General features: G+C 68.7%; 22 protein-coding genes. 9 read left to right on the top strand and 13 right to left on the bottom strand.

The genetic code is table 11. The features are described from left to right. Window positions 1–468: 468 nt before the first annotated feature. On the top strand, window positions 469–3,597 hold the full coding sequence (locus ABDJ85_RS06475) for a TonB-dependent receptor (RefSeq protein WP_347703952.1): 3,129 nt from the start codon (window positions 469–471) through the stop codon (window positions 3,595–3,597). An 84-nt stretch (window positions 3,598–3,681) separates the two neighbouring features. Here ABDJ85_RS06475 and ABDJ85_RS06470 read toward each other — a convergent pair whose 3' ends face one another. Then, window positions 3,682–4,911 (bottom strand): M56 family metallopeptidase, encoded by a 1,230-nt coding sequence (locus tag ABDJ85_RS06470; RefSeq protein WP_347703951.1) that lies wholly within the window; start codon window positions 4,909–4,911, stop codon window positions 3,682–3,684. After that, the gene (locus tag ABDJ85_RS06465) at window positions 4,904–5,302 is read right to left on the bottom strand and encodes a BlaI/MecI/CopY family transcriptional regulator (protein WP_347703950.1); all 399 of its coding nucleotides are present in this window, start codon (window positions 5,300–5,302) and stop codon (window positions 4,904–4,906) included. Before ABDJ85_RS06465 ends, ABDJ85_RS06470 begins: the two co-directional genes overlap by 8 nt. Before the next feature lie 67 nt (window positions 5,303–5,369). Here ABDJ85_RS06465 and ABDJ85_RS06460 point away from each other — a divergent pair, with 67 nt between their 5' ends. Then, window positions 5,370–5,723 (top strand): glutaredoxin family protein, encoded by a 354-nt coding sequence (locus ABDJ85_RS06460; protein ID WP_347703949.1) that lies wholly within the window; start codon window positions 5,370–5,372, stop codon window positions 5,721–5,723. A 94-nt stretch (window positions 5,724–5,817) separates the two neighbouring features. Here the strand turns inward: ABDJ85_RS06460 and ABDJ85_RS06455 are convergent, their stop codons facing one another. From ABDJ85_RS06455 to ABDJ85_RS06435, 5 genes are all read right to left on the bottom strand, one after another. Next, window positions 5,818–6,102, bottom strand: a complete 285-nt coding sequence (locus ABDJ85_RS06455; protein WP_347703948.1) for a hypothetical protein — start codon at window positions 6,100–6,102, stop codon at window positions 5,818–5,820. A 184-nt stretch (window positions 6,103–6,286) separates the two neighbouring features. Next, window positions 6,287–6,928, bottom strand: coding sequence for an L-threonylcarbamoyladenylate synthase (locus ABDJ85_RS06450; protein WP_347703947.1), 642 nt, complete (start codon window positions 6,926–6,928; stop codon window positions 6,287–6,289). A 7-nt stretch (window positions 6,929–6,935) separates the two neighbouring features. Continuing rightward, window positions 6,936–7,811: a 3',5'-nucleoside bisphosphate phosphatase gene (locus ABDJ85_RS06445; RefSeq protein WP_347703946.1), complete on the bottom strand. Its 876-nt coding sequence runs from the start codon at window positions 7,809–7,811 to the stop codon at window positions 6,936–6,938. Window positions 7,812–7,818: 7 nt separating this feature from the next. Beyond that, window positions 7,819–9,558, bottom strand: coding sequence for a single-stranded-DNA-specific exonuclease RecJ (gene recJ, locus ABDJ85_RS06440; protein WP_347703945.1), 1,740 nt, complete (start codon window positions 9,556–9,558; stop codon window positions 7,819–7,821). Next, window positions 9,555–10,454, bottom strand: coding sequence for a hypothetical protein (locus tag ABDJ85_RS06435; protein ID WP_347703944.1), 900 nt, complete (start codon window positions 10,452–10,454; stop codon window positions 9,555–9,557). The genes recJ and ABDJ85_RS06435 overlap by 4 nt, the downstream gene beginning before the upstream one ends. A 60-nt stretch (window positions 10,455–10,514) precedes the next feature. Here ABDJ85_RS06435 and ppk1 point away from each other — a divergent pair, with 60 nt between their 5' ends. After that, a complete protein-coding gene (ppk1, locus tag ABDJ85_RS06430; RefSeq protein WP_347703943.1) occupies window positions 10,515–12,548 on the top strand; it encodes a polyphosphate kinase 1 in 2,034 nt (677 codons plus the stop codon). Further along, entirely contained in the window at window positions 12,548–13,009 is a 462-nt protein-coding gene (locus tag ABDJ85_RS06425) for a SixA phosphatase family protein (RefSeq protein ID WP_347703942.1), read from the top strand. The genes ppk1 and ABDJ85_RS06425 overlap by 1 nt, the downstream gene beginning before the upstream one ends. Window positions 13,010–13,026: 17 nt before the next feature. Here ABDJ85_RS06425 and ABDJ85_RS06420 read toward each other — a convergent pair whose 3' ends face one another. Both ABDJ85_RS06420 and ABDJ85_RS06415 read right to left on the bottom strand, forming a co-directional pair. Further along, window positions 13,027–13,431, bottom strand: coding sequence for a GFA family protein (locus ABDJ85_RS06420; RefSeq protein WP_347703941.1), 405 nt, complete (start codon window positions 13,429–13,431; stop codon window positions 13,027–13,029). 92 nt (window positions 13,432–13,523) lie between these two features. Next, entirely contained in the window at window positions 13,524–15,011 is a 1,488-nt protein-coding gene (locus ABDJ85_RS06415) for a Ppx/GppA phosphatase family protein (RefSeq protein WP_347703940.1), read from the bottom strand. A 51-nt stretch (window positions 15,012–15,062) separates the two neighbouring features. On the opposite strand from ABDJ85_RS06415, the gene ABDJ85_RS06410 reads away from it, so the two are divergent. The 4 genes from ABDJ85_RS06410 (at window position 15,063) to ABDJ85_RS06395 (ending at window position 18,950) form a co-directional block, all read left to right on the top strand. Then, window positions 15,063–15,950, top strand: coding sequence for a dienelactone hydrolase family protein (locus tag ABDJ85_RS06410; RefSeq protein ID WP_347703939.1), 888 nt, complete (start codon window positions 15,063–15,065; stop codon window positions 15,948–15,950). Then, window positions 15,950–16,732 (top strand): ZIP family metal transporter, encoded by a 783-nt coding sequence (locus ABDJ85_RS06405; protein ID WP_347703938.1) that lies wholly within the window; start codon window positions 15,950–15,952, stop codon window positions 16,730–16,732. The genes ABDJ85_RS06410 and ABDJ85_RS06405 overlap by 1 nt, the downstream gene beginning before the upstream one ends. After that, window positions 16,719–17,789, top strand: a complete 1,071-nt coding sequence (locus ABDJ85_RS06400; protein WP_347703937.1) for an AraC family transcriptional regulator — start codon at window positions 16,719–16,721, stop codon at window positions 17,787–17,789. The genes ABDJ85_RS06405 and ABDJ85_RS06400 overlap by 14 nt, the downstream gene beginning before the upstream one ends. 117 nt (window positions 17,790–17,906) lie before the next feature. Further along, on the top strand, window positions 17,907–18,950 hold the full coding sequence (locus tag ABDJ85_RS06395; RefSeq protein WP_347703936.1) for an alpha/beta hydrolase family protein: 1,044 nt from the start codon (window positions 17,907–17,909) through the stop codon (window positions 18,948–18,950). Window positions 18,951–18,966: 16 nt separating this feature from the next. Here ABDJ85_RS06395 and ABDJ85_RS06390 read toward each other — a convergent pair whose 3' ends face one another. From ABDJ85_RS06390 to ABDJ85_RS06375, 4 genes are all read right to left on the bottom strand, one after another. Further along, on the bottom strand, window positions 18,967–19,401 hold the full coding sequence (locus ABDJ85_RS06390; protein WP_347703935.1) for a universal stress protein: 435 nt from the start codon (window positions 19,399–19,401) through the stop codon (window positions 18,967–18,969). A 66-nt stretch (window positions 19,402–19,467) separates the two neighbouring features. After that, complete coding sequence (locus ABDJ85_RS06385) at window positions 19,468–20,295, bottom strand: sulfurtransferase (protein WP_347703934.1); 828 nt, start codon at window positions 20,293–20,295, stop codon at window positions 19,468–19,470. Next, window positions 20,295–21,197, bottom strand: coding sequence for a DMT family transporter (locus tag ABDJ85_RS06380; RefSeq protein ID WP_347703933.1), 903 nt, complete (start codon window positions 21,195–21,197; stop codon window positions 20,295–20,297). The genes ABDJ85_RS06385 and ABDJ85_RS06380 overlap by 1 nt, the downstream gene beginning before the upstream one ends. 2 nt (window positions 21,198–21,199) lie before the next feature. Next, complete coding sequence (locus ABDJ85_RS06375; RefSeq protein WP_347703932.1) at window positions 21,200–22,393, bottom strand: aromatic ring-hydroxylating oxygenase subunit alpha; 1,194 nt, start codon at window positions 22,391–22,393, stop codon at window positions 21,200–21,202. Between the two features lie 229 nt (window positions 22,394–22,622). On the opposite strand from ABDJ85_RS06375, the gene xseB reads away from it, so the two are divergent. Further along, entirely contained in the window at window positions 22,623–22,868 is a 246-nt protein-coding gene (gene xseB, locus ABDJ85_RS06370) for an exodeoxyribonuclease VII small subunit (RefSeq protein ID WP_347703931.1), read from the top strand. The last annotated feature ends 3 nt before the right edge of the window (window positions 22,869–22,871 follow it).

Here is a 22,871-nt window from a genome sequence, read left to right as displayed (position 1 = left end):
GTGGCCACTTTCAAACAAAAGTGTAACTAAAGGTTTCTTGACTTCAGGTTTTGATCGGCGCTTGATGCTGGCTTTGGCATAGGACTCCCTATGGATAGCGCTACACCGCCCGCCTGGGCCCTCATCTGAGCTACGGGGAAACCTGAGTTCTCGATGGCTGTTGGTGCGCCGTAACCTGCGGTCAGTTGTCGGACATCCTATGTTTCTAGATGCCCGCCACCTTGCTTGATCTGGTTGGGCAGCGCGGTGCCGATGGCGCTGTTGGCCCCGGCTGGAAGCGCGCCCGCAGAGGCGCAACAGGCAAGCGGTGGGCGTTACCAGACACGGACAGCGGTCGAGTTGACCGACCGCGATGCCGGGAATTCGGGTGGGGCTGTGGGGCGGGGTGCATGTGCAACCCGCCGCAAGGCTGCCACCCCTGATTTCAAGACCAGCCAGCCCCGCCCGGGGCACAAAGAGGAGACCGCCATGACCCACCAACTCCGCGAGCCGCGCCGCCCCCGTCTGACGGCCGCGCGCAGCACCTTCGTCGTCACCGCCCTGGCCGGCTTGCTGGCCCAGGCCTACGCGCAGCAAGCCACGCCGTCCGGCAACAGCCTGGAGACAGTGGTCGTCACGGGCATCCGCTCGTCGCTGGCCAACTCGGCCAAGGCCAAGCGCGATGACGTCGGTCTGAGCGAGACCGTGTTTGCCGAAGACCTGGGCAAGTTCCCTGACCCGTCCATCGTCGATTCGCTGTCGCGCATCCCGGGCGTCACCATCACCCGCGCCAGCATCGACGGCGAAGGCCTCAACGTCTCCATCCGCGGCATGGGTCCGGCCTTCACGCGCGTGCTGCTCAACGGCGCGCCGGTGGCCTCGGCCTCGGCAGGCAGTTGGGCGGGCAGCATCAGCGCCAACCGCGAAGTCGACATGGACTTCCTGCCCTCCGAGCTCTTCAGCAGCGCCTCGGTCTACAAGAGCCAGAAGGCCAGCATCATCGAAGGCGGCCTGGCCGGCACGGTGGACATGCGCAGCGCACGCCCCTTCGACAAGCGCGGCCTGCGCTCAGCCGTCACCTTCAGCGGCAACTACCGCGACCTCGACAAGCGCTGGGGCAAGACGGGCTCGGCCCTGGTCAGCAATACCTGGGACCTGCCTGAGGTGGGCTCGGTGGGCGCGCTGGTGGGGGTGGCCTTCGGCCAGACCTTCTATCACGCCAACAACTTCGATGCGCTGGACATGCGCAACTACCAGCTCAAGGCCTTCCAGGCCAATGCGAGCGACAACCCCAACAACACCGGCGCTGGTTCGCAGTCCACGCCCGACACCGTGCCTTCTGGGCTGGCCCTGAGCGCGCTGCCTGAGTTCGCCCGCTCGTTGCTGGTGCCCGGCAAGCAGATCGACCGCGCCCTGCTGTTGGCGCTCAACCCCGGCGCCAGCATCAAGCAGATCGACAACGCGCTGATGGGTCGTCTGGCTCGCCACCGCTTCTTCGAGGGCGAGCGCCGCCGCATCAGCGCCAACCTCAGCCTGCAGTGGCAACCCAACGACCAATGGGACCTCTACGTCGACACCATCGTTGCCCGCAAAGGCAACAAGATGGAGTACGGCGCGATGAACTCGGGCACCCGTGCCAACCAGTCCATCCCGCTGGGGATGGAGTTCGACCGCAGCGACTGCGACAGCGGCTGCGTGCTGACCAAGGCCACCCTGGCCAATACCTTCTCGGCGCTGGAGTACCGCCCGATGAAGGAGGTGACGCGCTTCGGCAGCATCAACCCGGGCTTCGAGTTCCGCGCGAACGACGAGATCACCATCGACGGCCACTTCAACGCCACCAACAGCAGCTTCTACCGCGACATGCCTTCGGTGCTGGTGTCCACCAACGGCGCTGACTCGGTCATCACCTACGACAACAGCCAGGGCGGCCTGCCCACGATCAAGAGCAATCTTGACCTCAACGACCCCAAGAACTTCGGCTGGTACCAGCCGGGCCAGGGTCTCTCGACGTTGCGCATGGACCTCTACGAGCGCACCAACACCACGCGCGGCGCACGCGCCAACCTCAAGTGGGGCACCAACAACTTCAATGTGCGCGTGGGCGGCTCCTGGGACGACATCGAGCGCCGCTATCGCCAGTACGGCACGGGCGGCGGCGGGGCTGGCAACTGGATCAATGCCACCTGCTCGAACAACATCAACTTCATGTTCATCCAGCCCAACACGACGTCGCAGGGCGCGTGTGATGGTCGGTTCCAACCTGGGCCGGTGGCCGCATCGGCTTACCCGGGCTTTGGCCAGGGCGCCACGGCCGGGCAGTCGGGCCTGGCCTACCTGGGCTCGCTGGTGCCCAATGCCGCAGTGCCGAACTACCTCTATGGCTCCAAGGAAGGCTTCGTGCTGGTCAACTGGGACAAGTTCGCCAAGGACACCAACTACCAGCTCTACCGCGACAACATCTACAAGAACTTCGGCAATGGCTCGGGCGGCTACCTGCGCGAGATCGTGACGGGCTTCTACACCGAAGTGAACGGCAAGGTCGACGTGCTCGGCCGCGCACTGCGCTACAACGCCGGCATCCGCTTTGCGGGCACCGAGCAGACCATTGGCGTGCTGCAGGCCGTGGCGGATTCGCGCAACGCGGCCAACGGCAACCTGAATGGCTCGCGCTACCCCGACATCGCCACCTGGGCCTACGAGAGCACGCCCTATACCAACACGATGCCGTCGATGTCGGCGTCCTACAACCTCACCGACTCGATCATTGCGCGGGCCTCGGCGTCCAAGTCGATCACGCGTGCCAACCCGGCTGACCTGCGTCAGACCCAGCTCACCATCAACGACCAAAGCGCACGTACTGCGAGCCTGACCAACCCCAAGCTGGCGCCGTGGACCTCCAACAACTTTGACTTTGCGCTGGAGTACTACCTCAGCCGTGAGGCCTTCCTGTCGGCCTCGGCCTTTGCCAAGGACATCGTCGGTCGCCCGGGCTCGCGCATCACGCAGTACACCCTGGCCCAGTTGGACGCGCTCTATGGCTTCCAGAATCTGACCGATGCGCAGAACGGCGTCGTCACCGCCAGCGGTGGGCGTGACAAGCACTTGGTCGAAGTGACGGAGCCCATCAGCATCGACTCCAAGCTCAAGGTGCGTGGCTTCGAGCTGACCTGGCAGCAGCCGCTCGACATGCTGCCCATCAAGGGCTTTGGCTTCACCGCCAACTACACGAAAACCAAGCAGACCGACGAGCGCCCCAACTCGCCGCCGGTGGCTGGCGTGCCGCCCAAGACGACCAACCTCACGCTGTACTACGAGCGCGGTGGTTGGAGCTTCCGTGTGGCCCGCCAGTCCCAGGCGAAGATGGTCACCAACACCGGCACGGGTATCAATGTGCCGGGCGCCTACCAGTACATGAACGCTCGCACACAGATCGACCTTTCGGCGGGTGCTGACCTCAAGAAGATCCTGGGCTCCAAGTACGCCCCGTCGGTCAACTTCAGCGTCTGGAACCTGACCGATGCCGTGACGGAGCAATACGTGCAGTTCCCTGCGGCGGTGTTCGACAACTACAAGCCGGGTCGTTCGTTCACGCTGTCTCTGCGCAGCTCGTTCTGATCCTTGTTCCTCACCGGGCCCATTGCTGGGCCCTCCTGCTTGGCGCCCCTTCTCGCGGAGGGGCGCTTTTTTCTTTTGTGGCGTTCAGCCCGGCGCCTTGAGCACGGTGGGGGTCACTTCCACCCGCAGGTGATGCGTGTTCGCCGGGTCCTGATCCCCGATCTCGATCACGGCGAGCTGGCCGTCCAGCGTCAGCAGCCTTGGCGACGACATCAACTTCAGCGGCGCGCCGCGCGACACACGTGCACTCAGCAGCACGCGGCCCTCGGCCTGAGGCTCCGCCTGGATCTCGATCTGCAGCTGGTCGGGCCCGGGCTGCTGCGGCGTGGCCCCCAGCAGCACCGTCCCGGTCGCGCCCGCCGGCAGCTCCAAGGTGGGCGTTGCCGACAGCTTGGTCTCCGTGGCGCCTGCCCGGGTGCTGGACTCCACCTTGAGCTTGAGCACCACGCCGGCGGTTGGTGCGGCGCTTGTCACGGCGCGCACGCTGCCAGCGGCGGCGATGGCGAGCACGCCGATGCCCGCGACGGTCAGCGCGCGGCGGCGGCTGAAGGCTTGGAGATGTTGAAGCATGGAAATCCTTTCGACGAGGGGGTGAACGGCGCCCCAGCGGCTGGCTACCGGAGCCACGAGGGTGTGCAGGCCATGCGCGATGAGCAGGGCCTCGGCATAGGAAGCGCGGGCGTCGGGCTGGGCGTGAAGCACTGCGGCATCGCAGGCCAGCTCCTGGTCGGCGCGGAAGGCGCGCACCGCCCACCACACCGCTGGGTTCCACCAGTGCAGGGCCAGCAGTGCGGACGCGATCAGGTTCCAGGCGTTGTCGAGCCGACGGCGGTGCACGTCCTCATGCGCTAGCACCAGGGCCTGCTGCGCGTTCGTGAAGCGTTGGCTGAAATCGGCCGGCAGGGCGAGATAGGGGCGGCACACGCCAACCCAGGCCGGGCTGCTGCCCGCTGGAAGCACGGCGCCCAGGCGGCGCACGCGCCACTGCTGCGCGGCGAGCAGGGCGGTGGCCCCCACGGCCCCCACCAGCCACAGGGCCAGCAGCCAAGGCACCTGATCCACGGGCTGCCACGCGAGGGCCCGCACCGGGGGTGCCGCCTCCAGCGGCTGCGGCAGCAGCAACGCGCGCACCACGGCCAGCTCAGGCTTCGGCAGGGCCTGTACCAGCAGCACCAGCGGCACCAAGCCCCAGGCGGCATAGGTGAGGCTGGCGCCCAGCCACAGGCGTGCCCGGCGCAGCAAGGCCATGGCCGCCAGCGCCATGGTCAGCAGCAGCGCCTGGCCCCAGAGCAGGTGCAGCAGCAGCTCAGCCACGGTCCTGCTCCTTGATCAGTTCTTTCAGGGCCGTCAGGTCCTCGGCGCTGAGCTTGCGGTGTGACGCGAACTGCGCCACCAGCGGCGCCAGGCCGCCGCCAAACCAGCGGTCGATCAGCGACAGGCTCTGCGACTTCAGCCAGTCGGCCTCAGCCACCAGCGGGCGGTAGAGGAAACGCCGCCCGTCCTTGTCGGCCGCGATCGCGCCCTTTTGCAGCAGGCGGTTCAGCAGCGTCTTGATGGTGCTCAGCTGCCAGCCTTGCTCGGGCATCAGGCTCAGCGCCAGCTGCTCGGCGCTTTGCGGGTGCTCGCGCCACAGCTGCAGCATCACTTGGGATTCAGCCTCGCTGATGGTGGGCAGCGGAGGCAGGGGTGGGGTGTTCTGAGGCATTGGCTACATTTGTAATCGAAGCTGAATGATTACAGATGTAGATGCATCGCGCAAGCACAATCGGCGCATGGCGAAAGAACTCTGGTCCCTGGCTGCGGTGGTGGGCGTTGCCTTGCTCGCGCAGAGCGGGTTTCGCCACGTCAGCGCCAACCGCGACGCCGAGCGCCTGGTAGCGCTGGCCCGGCCGGGCGACATCCGCATGATCTCGTCCGAGACCTGCCCGTGGTGCACCGTGGCCCGGCGCTGGATGCAAGCCGAGGGCGTGCCTTTTGAGGAATGCCTGATCGAGCGCGACACCGCCTGCGCCGACGAGTTCCGCGCGCGTGGCGGGCTTGGCACGCCGCTGCTCGTGGTGCGCGGTCGCTCAGTCCTGGGGTTCGACCGCGGGGCGGTGCTGGAAGCGCTGGAGCCGAGTCCTTGAAGCCCGGGCTCGCCCATGAGGGGGCGGGCTAGGGCGTCAAGGACTCGGCTCTTGGGTGGGTGCTGGGGAAAGCCTGCATAAGCTCACCCCAGGTTCACAGGCGAGGCGCGTTCGACTTGGCGGCCAGCATCTGGCTCTGCACGCTGCTGCCTTCGACAACCACGGTGGGCAGCACCGCGACTTCATAGGCGCCCTCGCGGGTGATCAGGATGGTGGGCAGCTTGGCCGTGGGGGCTTGCGTCGAGGCCGTGATGTAGACCGTCGGCAAGGTGACAACGGTTTGCGGCTCGTCCGTGGCAAGGGCGACAGAGGCAAAGGCGGCAGCGGTGGCGGCCGTGGCAACAGCGGTAGCGATCAGGGTCTTCAGAAGGGTGCTCATGGCGATCTCCGAAACAGGTTTGAGGGGCCCCGAGGGCTTCCCGGGGCATCTGGGCAGCGGGTTTCGCTGCTTCGATGAACTCAGTTTCGGCATCCGCCCTGGCTTCTTCCAGCCAGCTGCGACGAATTGCACACTTTGGCGCCCGAACGGCGTCTGGCGGCGACGATCAGGGTTTGCCCGAGGATCAGCCCGCGTCTTCCAGCACCAATCCCAGCCGTCCTGGGTCGCCCCGCCCCTGCCGCACCACCACCGGCGTGTCCCCGCTCATGTCGATCACCGTGGTCGGTTGAGCCGGGCAGGCGCCAGCGTCCAGCACCACCTCCAACTGCCGCTCCAGGCGCTCGTACACCTCTTGGGCATCGTTCAGCGGCTCGGTCTCACCGGGCAGGATCAGCGTCGTCGAGAGCAGCGGCTGGCCAAAGATCGCCAGCAACTCCTGCGTCACGTGGTGCTCGGGCACCCGCAGCCCAATCGTGCGGCGGCTGGGGTGCGAGAGGCGCCGCGGCACCTCCTTGGTCGCCGGCAGGATGAAGGTGAAGGGCCCTGGCGTTGCCAGCTTCAGCAGCCGGTACTGCCGGTTGTCCACCATCGCATAGGTCGCCAGCTCGGACAGATCGCGGCACAGCAAGGTCAGGTGGTGCTTGTCGTCCACCCCGCGCACGCGGCGCAACTGCTCGGCGGCGTCCTTGTCGTCCAGCCGGCACACCAGCGCATAGCTGGAGTCCGTCGGGATCGCCCCCAAGCCGCCCGCCTGCAGCTTCTGCGCCGCCTGGCGCAGGAAGCGGGCTTGCGGGTTGTCGGGGTGGAGTTCGAAGCGTTGGGCCATGGCGGAATCAGGCGCGGTGAATGCGCTCGCTCAAGGCACTCCAGACCGGCGTCAGCGAGCCCGCCAGGGGCGGGAGGCTGCCGAGGTCGGTGTGGCTTTCCTCGGGGGAGTGGAAGTCGCTGCCGCGTGAGGCGAGCAGGTCGAATTCCAGTGCGGTGTCGGTGTACCTGGTGGCGTCGGCGGCGGTGTGGCTGCCGGTGACGACCTCGATGCCGCGCCCGCCGTGGTGGATGAACTCGGTGATCAAGGCGTACTCCTCCATCGCGGTGAAGGGGTAGCGGCCCGGGTGGGCGATGACGGCGACGCCGCCGGCCTCGGTGATCCAGCGCACGGCATCGCGCAGGGCGGCCCATTTGTGGGGCACGAAGCCGGGTTTGCCTTCGGTCAGGTAGCGCCTGAAGACCTCGGGCACATCGCTGCAATGCCCCGCCTCGACGAGGAAGCGCGCGAAGTGGGTGCGTGAGATCAGCTCGGGGTTGCCCACGTACTTGAGCGCACCTTCATAGGCGCCGTGGATGCCCGCCTGGGCGAGGCTGGCCGACATTTCCTTAGCACGGGCCTCGCGGCCGCCGCGTGTTTGGCGCAGGCCGTCGGTGAGTTGGCGGTCGGTGTGGTCGAAGCCCAGGCCGACGATGTGCACGACGCGGCCGGCAAAGGTGACCGAGATCTCGGTGCCGGTCAGGTAGTCCATGCCTTGAGCCAAGGCAGCCTGGCGTGCGCGCTCCTGGCCGGCGATCTCGTCGTGGTCGGTCAGGGCCCAGAGTTGCACGCCACCGGCCTTGGCGCGGGCGGCCAGGGCCTCGGGGGCCAGGGTGCCGTCGGAGACGGTGGAGTGGCAGTGGAGGTCGGCGTTCAGGGCCGCAGAGGAAGAAAGCGCAGTCACGCCCCGATTATGCGGACGCCCCCTCGATGACGAACTCCACCTTTTGTTGTCCCTGCCACTCGTTGAGGCTGAGGCGGTAGGCCAGGGTGACTTCGTCGGGCAGGTGCTCGGTGCGGCCAAACCAGATGGCGTCGCGCAGCTCCCCTCCGGCGCCGCCCGCACGCAGCCGCAGCTTGAGGTGCTTCTCGCCCACCAGGCGCTGCGAGATCAGCTCAAAGCGGTCGCAGAACAGCGGGGCCTCGAAGCCCTGGCCCCAGACCTGGTCGTCCAGCATCCGCGTGGTGGTGGGTGTGGCAGTGCCGGGGGGCAGGGGGCCGTCGTGCTGCAGGGTGCGGGCCAGTTGTTCGCTGTTCAGCCACTCCTCGGCCACACGCCGCAGCGCGGCGTCAAAGCGGTCGATGCTGGCGTCCTTGAGCGTGGCGCCTGCGGCCATGGCGTGGCCGCCGAACTTGGCGAGCAGGTCGGGCTCGCGCTTGCTGACGAGGTCGAGCGCGTCACGCAGATGAAAGCCCGGGATGGAGCGGCCCGAGCCCTTGAAGAGCCCGTCAGCTCCACGTGCGAAGACGAAGCTCGGGCGGTGGCAGCGGTCCTTGATGCGCGAGGCGACGATGCCGACCACGCCCTCGTGGAAGTCTTCATGGAAGACGCAAAGCGCGGCAGGCGGCTCGCCGCCGAACTGGGCGACGAGTTCATCGACCCGCGCCTCGGCCTCGATGCGCATGCCGGCCTCGATCTCGCGGCGCTCGCGGTTGATGGCGTCGAGCTGGCGCGCCAGCTCGAGCGCACGCTCGGGGTCGTCAGTCAGCAGGCATTCGATGCCCAGGGTCATGTCAGCCAGGCGGCCAGCGGCATTGATGCGCGGCCCGAGCGCAAAGCCGAGGTCAAAGCCCTGGGCCTTGCTGGCATCGCGGCCGGCCGCCGAGAACAGCGCCAGGATGCCCGGCTGGGCGCGGCCCGCGCGCATTCGCTTGAGGCCCTGGGCGACGAGGCGGCGGTTGTTGGCGTCGAGCTTGACCACATCGGCCACGGTGCCGAGAGCGACGAGGTCGAGCAGGCCGTCGAGCCGGGGCTGCTCGGCAAAGGCGCCGCGCGCGCGCAGCTCGCGCCGCAGGGCCAGCAGCACATAGAAGGCCACGCCCACGCCGGCCAGGGCCTTGCTGGCGAAGGGGCAGCCGGGCTGGTTGGGGTTGACCAGGGCGTCAGCCTCGGGGAGCTGGACGGCGTCTCCCACCAGGGCGGGCAGGTGGTGGTCGGTCACCAGCACCTGCAGGCCTTGGGCGCGGGCATGGGCCACGCCGGCCAGGCTGGCAATGCCGTTGTCCACGGTGACGAGCAGCTCGGGCCGTTCGGGCCGCTTGGGCGATGCCAGCGCCAGGTCGACGATGGCGGGCGTGAGGCCGTAGCCGTGGATGGCGCGGTCAGGCACCACATAGCCCAGCCGGTCGGGCCGGGCGCCCAGCAGCTTGAGGCCGCGCAGCATCACCGCGCAGGCGGTGGCGCCGTCGCAGTCGTAGTCGGCCACGATGCAGACCTGCCGGCCTTGCTCCACCGCGTCGGCCAGCAGCAGGGCGGCGGCGTCGATGCCTTTGAGGCCCTCAGGCGCCAGCAGCTGGCCGAGGCCATCGTCCAGCTCGGTAGCCGCCGTCACGCCGCGCGCGGCATAGAGCTTGGCCAGCAGTGGCGGCACGCCCGCTTGCTCCAGCGCCCAGGCAGCGCGGGGTGGCACATCGCGTTGCACCAGCTTCATAGGGTCTCCAGCAGCGGTGCGGCGGGCGGGGTGCTCAGCCAGCTGCGCAAGCGCTGCGCCAGGCCCAGTGGGCGGGGCTCGAAGCGGCGCGCCAGGCGCGGGCCGGCCAGGGTGAGGCTCACCGCCTCGCCGCGCGCGGCGGCGTCCAGCAAGGCGGGCAGGGTCTCGGCGTCGAGCCGGCGCCAGGCCTCGCACCAGGCGGCCAGGTCACCCTCCTGCCAGGGGCTGCTCAGGTCCGTCACGCACTGCAGGCTCGGGCCCGCGCCGCTGGCAGCCCGGCCGATGTCGCTGATCCAGACCGAGTTGACGGCCAGTTGCCCGGCCGCCTCGCGCGCCGCATTGAGCGGCAGGCCGTGCAGCAGCATCTGGGCCTCGTTCTGCCAGCGCTTGAGCACGCGTGCTTCAGGCAGCCAGGGCTCGATGGGGCCGCCGGCCACGCGGTCCAGGCTGGCGGCCGCTAGGCCGTCCAGCAGCGCAGCGTGGCCGATGAGCCAGCCGCCCGCCGGGTGCGGCCGGCAGGCCCAGCCTTCGTCAGCAGGCCAGAGCTGGGCGGGCACGGTAGCCAGGTCTTGCCACTCGGGGGCCGACAGCTCCAGCGCATGGGGAGGCGCCATGTCCACCCCGTCCGAGCCCACGGCCAGGTGGACGGGCGTGACGCGTGCCCAGCTCAGGCGGGTGTCCTGGGCAGCCCAAGCAGCGGCGGTGGGCAGGGTCTGGCCGCAGTTGGCGGCCAGGGCCAGCTCGGCCGGTGTGTGGGGCGCGTCGTCCTCGGCACCCCAGCTGGCGGTGGGTGTCCAGCGGGCCAGCAGGCGGGCCAGCTGGGGCAACTGCAGGTGGCTGAGCGCGTGGCGGCAGGCTGCGTCGGAGCCGCCAGCGTGAGGAATGAGCAGGTGCATGCGTAAATCTTTCGGGGGAGCGGTCACATCACTGTCACGACGCGTTCATAAACTGGGTGCATGCCTTCGCTGCAACTGCTCAACCGGGAACAAGCAATTCTCGAGTTCAACCGCCGTGTGCTGGCCCAGGCCCAGCGCACCGACGTGCCGCTGCTGGAGCGGCTGCGCTACATCTGCATTGTGTCCAGCAACCTGGACGAATTCTTTGAAGTGCGCTTTGCCGACCTGCTGGAGGCCGTGAGCACCGGCAAGGACGGCGTCACCCACCGCGACGTCGAGCGCGTGGCCATTGCGGCGCATGCGCTGATCGATGAGCAGTACGGCATCTTCAACGAGGCCGTGATGCCAGCGCTGGCAGCCCAGGGCATCGTGATCCTGAACCATGCGGACCGCAACGAAGCCCAGCGCCGCTGGGTGGGGCGCTTCTTCGAGCGCGAGGTGCGGCCGCTCTTGATGCCGGTCAGCCTGGACCCGGCCCACCCCTTCCCGCAGGTGGCCAACAAGTCGCTGCACTTCATCGTGCGCTTGTCGGGCAAGGACGCACTGGGGCGCGACACGCGCATCGCCATCGTCAAGGTGCCGCGCGTGCTGCCGCGCGTCATCAAGCTGCCACCCCAGGTGTCGGACGGCCGCCAAGCCTTTGTGTTGTTGACCAGCGTGATCCGCGCGCACCTGGAGGAGATGTTCCCGGGGCGGCGGGTCGAGGCCTTCTCGCAGTTCCGCGTCACGCGGGACTCAGACCTGGACGTGGACGAGGACGAGGTCACCAACCTGCGCCACGCGCTGCGCTCGGGCCTGACGACGCGGCACTTTGGCCGCGCGCTGCGCCTGGAGGTGGTGCGCACCTGCCCGGCCGAGCTGTCGGAGTTCCTGCTGGAGCAATACGACATGCCGGCGGCCGCGCTCTACCGTGTGAATGGCCCGGTCAACCTGGTGCGGCTCAATGAGCTGATCGACCAGACCGACGCGCCGCAGCTGCGCTTTGCTCCGCACGAGCCGCTGTGGCCGGAGCGGCGCCTGCCGCGCGCCAAGTCCATCCTGGAGCGGCTGCGCAAGACGGACGTGCTGCTGCACCACCCCTTCGAGAGCTTCGACCCCGTGGTGCAGATGCTGCGCGAGGCGGTCGAGGACCCCGACGTGCTGGCCATCAAGCAGACCATCTACCGCACGGGCGCCAAGTCGGTGTTGATGGACCTGCTGATCGAGGCGGCCCGGCGCGGCAAGGAAGTGATGGCCGTGGTGGAGCTGAAGGCGCGCTTCGACGAAGAGGCCAATATCAACTGGGCCGAGCGCCTGGAGGCCGTGGGCGCCCAGGTGGTGTACGGCATCGTGGGCTTCAAGACCCACGCCAAGCTGCTGCTGCTGACGCGGCGCGAAGGCGGCAAGCTGCGCCGCTACGCCCACCTCTCCACCGGCAACTACAACCCCAAGACGGCGCGGCTCTATACCGACCTGGGCTACCTCACGGCCGACCCCGACATCACGGCTGACGTGGACTCGGTGTTCCGCCAACTGGCGGCGCTGGGCAAGTTCCGGCAGCCGCGCCGCCTGCTGGTGGCGCCCTTCAACATGCACAGCCGCATGCTGGAGCACCTGGACCAGGTGGCCGCCGCCGCCAGCCGGGGTGAGCCGGCGCGCGTGGTGGTCAAGATCAATGCGCTGACCGACGCACTGCTGATCGACGGTCTCGTCAAGGCCGCCAAGGCCGGCGCCACGGTGGACCTGATCGTGCGCGGCGCCTGCATGCTGCCGCCGGGCTTGCCCGGCGAGACCGAAGGCGTGGTGGTGCGCTCGGTGGTGGGCCGCTTCCTGGAGCATTCGCGGGTCTGCTACTTCCGCTGGGGTGCCGGGGAGAACGACGAGGCGCTCTACCTGTCCAGCGCCGACTGGATGGGCCGGAACATGTTCCGCCGCATCGAGGTGGCCTGGCCGGTGCTGGACCCGAAGCTGCGCCAGCGTGTGATCGACGAGGCCCTGGTGCCCTATCTGCACGACACGCTGGACGCTTGGCAGCTGGGCCCGGATGGGCACTCAGTGCGCATCAGCGACAGCGGCACCGGCGCCCAGCGGGCGTTGATGCAGAAATATCGCTGATGGACCTGATCCTGTGGCGCCACGCCGAGGCCGAGATGTTCGCGGCCGAAGGCGGTGACTTGCCGCGCGCCCTGACCGCCAAGGGCGAGCGCCAGGCGCGGCGCATGGCCGAGTGGCTGAACCAGCGCCTGCCCGCCAGCGCCCGCATCCTCAGCAGCCCGGCGCTGCGCTGCCGCTCCACGGCCGAGGCGCTGGGGCGGGACTTCAAGATCGTGCCGGCCCTGGCGCCGGACGCCGACCCGCAGGCCGTGCTGAACGCAGCGCGCTGGCCGTCGGCCTCAGAGGCCGTGCTGGTCTGCGGCCATCAACCCACGTTGGGCCAGGTGGCGGCGCAGCTGCTGGCGGGGCAGGAGCATGACTGGGCGGTCAAGAAGGGCGCGGTCTGGTGGCTGCGCGGCCGCCAGCGCGATGGCGCTTTCGAGGTCACGCTGCACGCGGTGCAGGGGCCAGACGCGCTTTAAGGCCTTTGAGCTGAGGCTCACAAGTGCCGGGTCTCTTCCGGGCTGTGCCACCGGTTGTTGTGCAACCCGTCGTAGTAGGTGACGGGCGCGGCCACCAGCTCCTCGGCTGGCACATCGTCCAGCGCGTTGAGCCGCACTGAGACAAAGGCGCCGCCCATCTCGGCGATGTCGCCATGGCCGAACGAGCGCACGCCGCAGGTCTTGCAGAACAGGTTGTGGATGCTGTTGGAGCCGAACTGGTAGTCGCTCTGGGCGTCAGCGCCGGCCAGCAGCCTGAAGGCGTCGGGCTTGACGCTGAGGTTCCAGCTGCGCGTCTTGAAGCACATGGAGCAGTTGCAGCGGCCCGTGCCGGCGGCAAGGTCGAGATCAACCTCAAAGCGCACGGCCTTGCAGTGGCAGCTGCCGGCATAGGTCTTGAGCATGGGGCGCGTCTTTCGGCAGAGCTGAGGGAGCCCGCATGTTCGGTGCGGCTGCTGTCAGATCGTGGCAGCAGCGTCGGGGGCCGGGGCCGCGCTCAGGCGTAGCCCAGGTCCAGTGCGCCATTGCGCCGCCAGGCCTCGGCCTCTTCCTTCAGCAGGAAGATGGTGCGTGCCTGCTCGGCCCGCCAGGCCGTGGGCCAGGTCAGCACCACCCGGCGCTCTTGCCGCGTGAGCTTGAGGCCTTGCGGGTGGCGGGGCTGGCGGCTGTGGCAGACGATCACGGCCAGGCGCAGGGCCAGCAGTTGCCACAGCAGGGTTTCGTCGGCCAGAGCTGCCTCCAGCTTGCGCAGGCGGCCGCGCTGGCCCAGGGCCAAGTTGGCCAGGCGCTGCAGTTGGTTCTGCGAGAAGCCGGGTGCGTCCACATGCCCGATCAGGTAGGCGCTGTGGCGGTGGTGGTCGTGGTGCGAGACCACCATGCCCACCTCGTGGATGGCCGCCGCCCAGCGCAGCTCGCGCAGCAGCTCCGGCGCCGGGTTGGGGCACAGCTGGCGGTAGAGCCGCTCGGCCTTGTCGCTGACGCGCTGCGCGTGTGCCGTGTCCACGGCAAAGCGCTGCTGCAGGTCGGCCACGGTGTGGGAGCGCAGCTCCGAGGCCCGCGCGCCGTGGCGTTCGGCCAAGTCAAAGATGACGCCCTGGCGCAGTGCACCCTTGCTGGCCAGCAGCTCCTTGATGCCGAACTGCGTGAGCAGGGTGTAGAGCACGCACAGGCCGCCGGCCAGCACCAGGCGCCGGTCGTCTTTGAGGCCCGGCAGGTCCAGGCGCGAGATGTCGCCGGCCTGCAGGCAGTGCTCGATGCACCAGGCCAAGGCATCGGGGGTGATGCGGCCATCGGTCAAGCCGGCAGACAGCAGCACCTGCGAGACCGCGCCCACCGTGCCCGAGGCACCCAGCGCCTCTTCCCAGGCACCGGCCGGGAAGATGTTGAGCGCCTCTTCCAGCTCGGCCCCCGCAGCAATCTGCGCGGCGCGGAAGGCTTCGGCCGTGAGCTTGCCGTCGGCAAAGAAGCGCATGGTCAGGCTGACGCTGCCGATCTGGAAGGACTCGGCGCGCTCGGGGTGGGTGCCGTGCCCCAGGATCATCTCGGTGGAGCGGCCACCGATGTCGATGACCAGCCGCCGTTTGGCCGAGGGCTGCAGGCGCGACACGCCGGCAAAGATCAGCCGCGCCTCCTCGCGGCCGGCGATCACCTCGATGGGGTGGCCCAGGGCGGTCTGCGCCTTGACCAGGAATTCATTGCGGTTGCGTGCCTCGCGCAGGGTCTGTGTGGCCACGGCCCGCACGCGCTCGGGCGGGAAGTCGCGCAGGTGCTCGGCAAAGGTGGCGAGGGCCGCGAGGCCCCGCTCGGCGGCGGCGTCGGTCAGCATGCCTTGGGCATCCAGGCCGGCGCCCAGGCGCACGATGTCCTTCAGGTAGAGCTCGCGCTTGTAGCGCCCCCGTATCACGTGCCCGATCTCCAGCCGGAAGCTGTTGGACCCCATGTCGATGGCAGCCCAGGGCAGGGGCTTTGGCTGGCTCAGGCTCATGCGGGCATTCTCCCGGCAAAATCCAGGGCCTTTCCCCCTCCAAGACCAGCAATGCAACACGCACTGACCCCGATCGACCGCGAGATTGAGCGCGACGTTGACAGCCTGGCACCCGGCCGCGACTTCAGCCGCCGCCTTTTTGTGCAGACCAGCGTCGGTGGCGGCTTTGCGGCCGCGGTGCTGCCGGTGACCGCGCAAACCATCAGCACGCCGGCCGACGGCCTGCTGGCCGGCACGGTGGAGATTGCGGTGGGCGACTTCAAGATGCCGGCCTACCGGGCCCAGCCCGCCGGGCAGAAGAACCTGCCCGTGGTGCTGGTGGCCAGCGAGATCTTTGGCGTGCATGAGCACATTGCCGATGTCTGCCGCCGCTTCGCGCGCCAGGGCTACCTGGCTGTGGCGCCCGAGCTGTTTGCGCGCCAGGGTGACGCCAAGGCCTACACCGACATCCCCAAGCTCATCAGCGAGGTGGTGGCCAAGGCCGGCGATGCCCAGGTGCTGGGCGACCTGGACGCCGCCCTGGCCTGGGCCGGCACCCAGGGTGGCGACGTGAAGCGCGCCGCCATCACCGGCTTTTGCTGGGGTGGGCGCACCACCTGGATGTACGCCGCCCACAACCCCAGCCTCAAGGCGGCGGCGGCCTGGTACGGGCCGGTGGCGCGCAGCTACTTCCCTGGCGACAAGACGGCCATTGAGCGCGCGGCGGCGCTGAAGGTGCCGGTGCTGGGCCTTTACGGCGGTGCCGACGGCGGCATCCCAACCGACACGCTGACCCAGATGGAAGCCGCGCTCAAGGCCGCCGGCAACAGCGCCTGCGAGTTCGTCGTCTACCCCGACACGCCGCACGCCTTCCATGCCGACTACCGTCCCAGCTACCGCAAGGCGGCGGCTGACGACGCCTGGGCGCGCTGCCTGGCCTGGTTCAAGAAGTTCGTTTGATGCTGCTGACCTACATCGTGCTCGCGACCTTCGCGGGCGGCCTGCTTTCAGTGCTGGTGGCGGCGAGCCTGACCGTGGGCGTGCTGTCCCGCCTGGTCAAGAGCCTCGTCAGCCTGTCGGCCGGCATCCTGCTGGGCACTTCGCTGCTGAACGTGCTGCCCGAGGCCTTTGAGTCGCCGCTGGCGCACCCGCAGGCACTGTTTGCGACGCTGCTGGGCGGCTTGCTGTTCTTCTGGCTGCTGGAGAAGGTGGAGCTGTATCGCCACGTCCACCACCACGAGGGTGACGGGCACCACCATCACCACCACTTCGACGCCGAGCAGGCCGGGCGCGGCGGCCTGGCCGTGCTGGTGGGCGACGGTATCCACAATTTCTGCGATGGCGTCATCATCGCGGCCGCCTTCCTGGCCGACGTGAAGCTGGGTGTGGCGACCTCGCTGGCCATCGTGGCGCACGAGATCCCTCAGGAAGTGGGGGACTTCATCGTGCTGGTGAACGCCGGCTTCAGCCGCCGCAAGGCACTGCTGTTCAACGCGCTCTCGGGCCTGGCTGCGGTGGTGGGCGGTGTGCTCGGCTATCTGCTGATCGGCTCGTTCGAGCAAGGCCTGCCCTATCTGCTGGTGCTGGCGTCCAGCAGCTTCATCTACGTGTCGGTGGCTGACCTGCTGCCGCAGCTGCAGCAGCGCCTGGCCTGGCGCGAGACCCTGGCCCAGGTGGCCTGGCTGGCGGCGGGCCTGAGCGTGGCGTTCGGGATCTCGCAGCTGTTGCATGGCGCTCATTGACGCTGGCCTGCGTGGCGCGCTGATCGCGCTGCTGGCCCTCGTCGTCATTGCCTTGCTGCCGCAGCGGCAGCGCACGCGACAGACGGCGCTGGCCAGCCTGGCCATCGCACTGGCGGCCTCACTGATCGTGCAGACGCTGTCCGCCTCGCCCTGGGTGGAGCAGCAGCTGAGCTGCCAGCCGCAGGCGCCGGGGATTGGCATCTCGCTGGGCTCGGCGGTGCTGTTCTGGCTCTTTGCCCGCGCGGTGTTTCAAGATGAATTTCGGTTGCGACTCTGGCACGGCCTGCTGTGGGGCGCCGTGGTGCTGTGGGGCGCGACGGTTTGCCAGTGGGGCGCGTGGGGGCCGGGCTGGGTGCTGATGCGAGCCATCCCGATTGGCTTCGCACTGCTGGGATTGGCGGCGGTCGTCGGGCCCTGGCGGGTGGACTTGGTCGACTCACGACGGCAATTGCGACTTGTGGTGGTGGGTGGGGGCGCGGGCTACGGCCTGGTCCAGGTGGGCCTGCGGCTCACCTCCAGCGATGGCCGGCTGAGCGAACTGGGCGCCCTGACCGACGTGGCCCTGCTGCTGGTGCTGACGGCCGTGATTGCCGGCCGCCTGCTCGCGCCGCGTGCGCAAGGGCTGTGGGCCGCTGAACGGCCTCTGACCCCGTTGCCGCCGACCGCGCCACCCGTACCACCCGCGCCGGACCCGCAGCACGCGCAAGACCAGCAACTAGCCGCGGCCTTGGCCGATTTCATGGGCCGCGAGCGGGGCTACGCCCACGACGGCCTGAGCCTGGCCGGCCTGGCACAGCAACTGGCCGCGCCCGAGTACCGGCTGCGGCGCGTCATCAACCAGCACCTCGGCCATCGCAACTTCAACGCCTATGTGAACGGGCTGCGCGTGGCTGAGGCCAAGCGGCGCCTGGCGGACCCGCAGCAGCGCGGCCTGCCGGTGCTGAGCATTGCGCTGGACGTGGGCTTTGGCTCCATCGGCCCGTTCAATCGCGCCTTCAAGGCCGAGACCGGCCTGACGCCCACCGAATTCCGCCAGCAAGCCCTGGCCGAATCCTGAAAAGGCGCCTCGGCGATTCATCAAAACCGCGCTGAAACCTGCAAGCCGCAGCTTTCGGCCAGACGTGGCGGGCGCGAGCGCCGACGCTGTGGGCTCCTCCAACTTCGTGAGCCCCGCATGCGCTCTCACTTCCTGCTGGCCGGCCTGGCGGTCGGCCTGATCTTCAGCGCCACCCACGCCGCCACCCTCGGCACGCTGACCCTGCCGCCCGATGCGAGCGTCGGCCCGGTCACCGTCTTCTACCCCACCGCCGCCGCCGGGCATGCCGAGCCACGCGGCGACCTGATCGTCAGCCTGGCCCCGGAGGCGCCGCCCGCGCCCGGCAATGGCCGGCTGATCGCCATCTCCCACGGCTCCGGCGGCGGGCCCTGGGTGCACACCGCGCTGGCCCAAGCCCTGGTAGACGCCGGCTTCACCGTCGTGCTGCCGCTGCACAGGGGCGACAACTGGACCGACACCAGCCAGCGCGGGCCCGAGAGCTGGCAGCAACGCCCGGCCGAGGTCAGCCATGCCATCGACCGTGTGGCCGCCGACCCGCGCTTTGCCGCCTTGCGGCTGGACCGCGTGGGCGCCTTCGGCATGTCCGCCGGCGGGCACACGGCGTTGAGCCTCGCGGGCGGTGCCTGGTCGCCCGAGCGCTTTCGGGCGCATTGCGCGCGGCATCTGGCCGAGGACTTCCAGGCCTGCGTCGGCCTGGCAACCCAACTGACCGGCGGCTTGCTGGATGGCCCCAAGCTCTGGCTGGCCCAGCGGGTCCTGGACTGGAAGTTTGGCGGCGACGCGGCCCCGCGCACGCACGGCGACGCACGCATCGCCGCAGTTGTGGCCGGGGTGCCGCTGGCGGCCGACTTCGACCCCGCCACGCTGGCGCGGCCGCGTGTGCCCTTGGCACTGATCACCGCGCGGCTTGACCGCTGGCTGCTGCCGCGCTTTCACAGCGACGCGGTGCTTGCCGCCTGCACGGGTTGCGAACTGCTGGCCGATTTGCCATCAGGCGGCCATGGGGCGCTGCTGGCGCCGGCGCCAGCAGCTGCAGAGCTGGGGCGGCTGGAGTGCGAGATGCTGTGTGACCCACCCGGCTATGACCGCCCGGCGATGACAAGCCTTTGGCTCGCGCGGACGGTTGCCTTCTTCCGGCGCCAGCTGCTGGCCGCGCCTTGATCGCCCTGGTGTGGGCTTATTTGACGACGAGCACCTGCAGGTCGGTGTGGGTCAGCACCTTCTGGGTCTCGCTGCCCAGCAACAGGGCGGCCACACCCCGGCGGCCATGTGAGGCCATGACGATGAGGTCGCAGCCTTCGGTCTTGGCGTGGTCAATGATGGCTTCCCAGGCGTGCAGCGCCTCGACGGTGAAGCCCTTGCAGGCCACGCCCTGGGCCTCAGCGGCCGCCTGGGCCGCCTTGACGCGGGCGCTGGCGAGGCGCTCTTGCGCGTCGTAGAACTCTTGCGGCGGCACCGGCTGCATCTCGGTGACCATGCTGTACGGGAAGGGCTCCTTGACACTGAGCGTATTCAGCTCGGCGCCGTGCAGCTTGGCCAGCTGGGCTGCAACGCCAACCGCCTTGGCGCTGATGTCAGACCCGTCGGTGGGAACGAGGATGCGCTTGTACATGGTGAAGACCTCCTGAAGGGATGACTTCAGTTTGCGCCGCGCTAAGCGCCCCTGGCTTGAGTTGGGTCAACCCCGGGCGATGGGGCGGGCGGGGTCGGCGGACCACTCACTCCACGACCCTGGGTAGAGGCGCCCTGGGGCCAAGCCGGCATGGACCATGGCCAACTGGTTGTGGCAGGCGGTGACGCCGGAGCCGCATTGGTGGACGACGTCGTCCCCGCTGAACGGGGCCAGCAGGGCTTCAAATTCGGCACGCAGTTCTGCAGCGGGTTTGAAGCGGTCGTCAGGGCCGAGGTTGTTGCGGAAGAAGCGGTTGCTGGCGCTGGGAATGTGGCCGGCTTGCTTGTCCAGGGGCTCCACCTCGCCACGGAAGCGCTCGCCCGCGCGGGCGTCGATCAGGCGGACGCGGCCGAGCTGGGCGGCGAGGGCGTCGGCATCGATCATGCCGCCCAGCGGCGCATCGGCTTGCCAGTGGCTTGGCGTCGGTTGGGGCGGCAGCTCGGTCGTCCAGGGCCCGGGCCAGGCGCCGTCGAGCACCGCAACCTCGGCATGGCCCAGCCAACGCAGCATCCACCAAAGCCGAGCGGCGTACATGCCGCCGCTGCGGTCGTAGGCCACCACCTGCTGGCCGGCGCGCAAGCCCAGGGACTGAACCCGGGCGGCAAAGTCCTCGCGTGTGGGCAAGGGGTGGCGGCCGAGGAAGCGGCCGGTGGCGTCAGTCTTGGGGCCGCAGAGGTCGCGGTCGAGGTGCAGGTAGTGGGCGCCAGGGATGTGCCCTGCCGCGTAGGCGCGGGCGCCGGCCTCAGGGTCGGCGAGGTCGAAGCTGCAATCCAGCACGAGGACGTCGGTCAGGCCTTGCAAGGCTTCTGGGGCGATCAGGGTGGTGTAGGGCATCAGGATTCGCTCGGGTTGAATTGGCTGTCCTTGGGCGCTGGGGCCAGGCGGCCGCGCAGCCAAGTGGCGGTGACGCCCGCGCCGATGATCAGCAGCATGCCAAGGGTGGCCGACAAGGTCACGGGGTCGTGGAAGAACAGCACGCCCAGCATGTACGCGAAGACGATGCCGAGGTAGTGCAGACAGGCGTTCACCAGGGGCCGCCCAATCGCATAGGCCCGGGTGATGCAGAGTTGGGCCAGGCTGGCCAGGGTACCGACGGCCAGCAGCAGGCCGGCGCCATGGACGGTATGGGTGTGCAGGCCATCGCCCAGCACCAGAGACATCACCGCGCCCGCCAACGCACCACCGCAGGAGAAATAAAAGACGACCCGCAGTTCAGGCTCGCCCGCACGCCCCAGCGCCGTGACCTGCAGATAGGCCAGCGCGGCCAGCATGCCGGACAGCAACCCCGCCACGCCGGGCCAAGCCTGCTGCGGCCCCATGCTGGGCCTCAGTACCAGGGCCACGCCCACAAAGCCCGCCAGCACAGCGGCAAAGAGGCGCATGTCGAGATTCCTAGCGCCCATGAAGACGGCGCCGCCCAGCAGGAAGAGCGCCATCCACACCGAGGACATGTAGTTGAGCGTCATCGCCGTGGCCAGGGGCAGGCCACCAAAGGCAAAGAACCACAGGCTGAGTGCTCCCACGCCCGCAGCGCTGCGAGCCACGTGCATGCCCGGCACCTGGGTGCGCAGGCTGACGCCCTGCCAGCGCGCCAAAGCACCGACCATCAGCACGCCGACGAGGCTGCGGTACATGACGATCTCGGTCGCGTCGTACATCGACGACGCCAGCTTCACGCACACGCCCATGGCGGCGAACAGCAAGCTCGCCAGCACCATGAGCAGCGAAGCGGACACCGTCAGTGGCCGTCGGGCTCCGACTCAGCGACTTCCGCAGAGCCGGCTTCGCCGGGCTGCTGGAAGTGCCCCCTTGAGGGGGCTGGCGAAGCCAGTAGGGGGTGGGACCGGTACCACTCGTGGAAGTGCTGCATGCCATCTTCCATGGGGCTCTGGTAGGGGCCGACCTGGTTGTCGCCGCGGTCGAACAGGGCCTTGCGGCCGGCGTCCATGCGCTCGGCGATCTCGTCGTCCTCGATGCAGGTTTCCATGTAGGCCGCCTGCTGCGCTTCGACGAACTCGCGCTCGAAAGCGACGATCTCTTCGGGGTAATAGAACTCGACGAGATTGAGCGTCTTTTGCGGACCCTGGGGGTGCAGCGTGGAGACGACCAGCACGTGCGGGTACCACTCGACCATGATGTGCGGGTAGTAGGTCAGCCATACGGCACCGGCCTCGGGCAGGCGGCCCTGGCGGTACTTCAGCAATTGCTCATGCCAGCGCCCGTAGACGCCGGAGCCCGGCCGTCCAAAGCCCGGGCTGACGCCGACCGTCTGCACCGAGTGGTGCTTGCCGAACTCCCAGGCCAGGTCCTCACAGCTGACGAACTGACCCAGGCCGGGGTGGAAGGGGCCGACGTGGTAGTCCTCCAGGTAGACCTCGATGAAGGTCTTCCAGTTGTAGTTGCAGACGTGGGCCTGGACCTTGTCGAGCACATAGCCCGAAAAGTCGAGCTTGGCGCGCGGGCCGAGCTGCTGGAGGTGGGCGGCGACGTCGTGGCCGTTGTCCTCGAACAGCAAGCCGTTCCATTCGCGCAGTGGGTAGCGCTGCAGATTGAGGCAGGGGTCGTCGGCAAAGTGCGGGGCCCCGATCAACTCGCCCTGATGCGAGTAGGTCCAGCGGTGTAGCGGGCAGACGATGTTGCTGCGGCTGTTGCCCCGGCCCTTGAGCATCACGGCCTGGCGATGCCGGCAGACGTTGGAGATGAGCTCCACGCCCTGGCTGGACCGCACCAGGGCGCGGCCTTCGCCTTCCTGGGCCAATGCCAGGTAGTCCCCGACTTCCGGGACGGCGAGGGTGTGCCCCACATAGCGCGGCCCCTTCTGAAAGAGTTCTGCCTGTTCCCGCTGATACAGCTGCGGGTCGAAATAGGCGCTCACCGGGAGCTGGGTCCGGCTGCGTTCCAGCGCCGAGACGGAAATGCTCAGGTCCGACATGATTTCTGGCAAAACCTTTGAAAAGGGGGTGTCGCGTCCCTCCGGCGCATCCCGAAAACTCGGGTCGGCCAGGTTGGTAGTGAGTAAGGGAGGTGGGCAGGCTTTCGCGAGCCCAAAAGGGTTCTGATTCTAGCGGGACGGGCGTGACGAACCTGGGGGGCTTTCTCCTCTATGGCCTGACCGGGAGTGCCTATCAGGGCTGACTACAATTCCAGTTTCGCCAAACGAAATGTCCAAGTCCGCCACGTCGCGCAGTCGAACCGCCCCCGAGGAGCCCAGCTACGAGCGCGCTCTGGAGGAGCTGGAGCGGCTCGTCGCCGGCATGGAGGGGCAGCAACTGCCGCTGGATCAATTGCTGGAGAGCTACCGGCGCGGTGCCGAGTTGCTCGGGATCTGCCGGGCCAAGCTGGCTGCCGTTGAGCAGCAAGTCAAGGTGCTGGACGAGGGCGAGCTCAAGAGCTGGCAGGGTGACTGAGGA

It is taken from the genome of Roseateles paludis, from assembly GCF_039872745.1.
In the GTDB taxonomy this organism is placed as follows: Bacteria; Pseudomonadota; Gammaproteobacteria; order Burkholderiales; family Burkholderiaceae_C; genus Pelomonas; species Pelomonas paludis.
Note: the sequence above shows the minus strand (reverse complement) of the source record. Positions and strands in the feature narration are given on the sequence as shown.